The organism is Treponema sp. R80B11-R83G3 (genome assembly GCF_054786115.1).
This window is the reverse complement of record NZ_BDHF01000501.1, coordinates 1-445: the sequence shown is the minus strand read 5'-3', so window position 1 is coordinate 445 and position 445 is coordinate 1. Positions and strand designations below refer to the sequence as shown.

At 49.7% G+C, this 445-nt stretch carries 1 protein-coding gene; it reads right to left on the bottom strand.

The genetic code is table 11. From position 1 onward, the window contains the following. Positions 1-38: 38 nt before the first annotated feature. A partial coding sequence (locus tag ACYVRH_RS14670; RefSeq protein WP_461257600.1) for a leucine-rich repeat domain-containing protein occupies positions 39-445 on the bottom strand: 407 nt, incomplete at its 5' end.

Genomic DNA, 445 nt, shown 5'->3' with positions numbered 1-445 from the left:
ACTTTATTCCTATTTCCTCTCTCATAATTCCTAATTTTTTAAGCCTGCCTGCTCCACACCGCGCCATTTCCCGCAACCCGCGTGGTATAAGTCCCCGGCCCTCCGTTATTTCCGTAATACTTATCATATAAATCCCCCATGAACGAATCTGGTGAAAATCCGGATTTATCAATTGTCCCTGCAAAGGTTACAGTTGTAAGGCCGGTACAACCGTAAAAAGCCCGATTCCCGACGGAGCTTACGCCGTTTGGTATGGTAACGGAGGTAAGGCTGGAACAATTGGAAAAAGCGCCATTTCCGACGGAGGTTACGCTGTTAGGAATAGTGACGGCGGCAAGGCTTCTGCAACCGGAAAAAGCGGAATCCCCGATCACGGTTACGCTGTTAGGAATGTTGACGGCGGTAAGGCCAGTACAACCGGAAAAAGCCTCTCTCCCAATGGCGG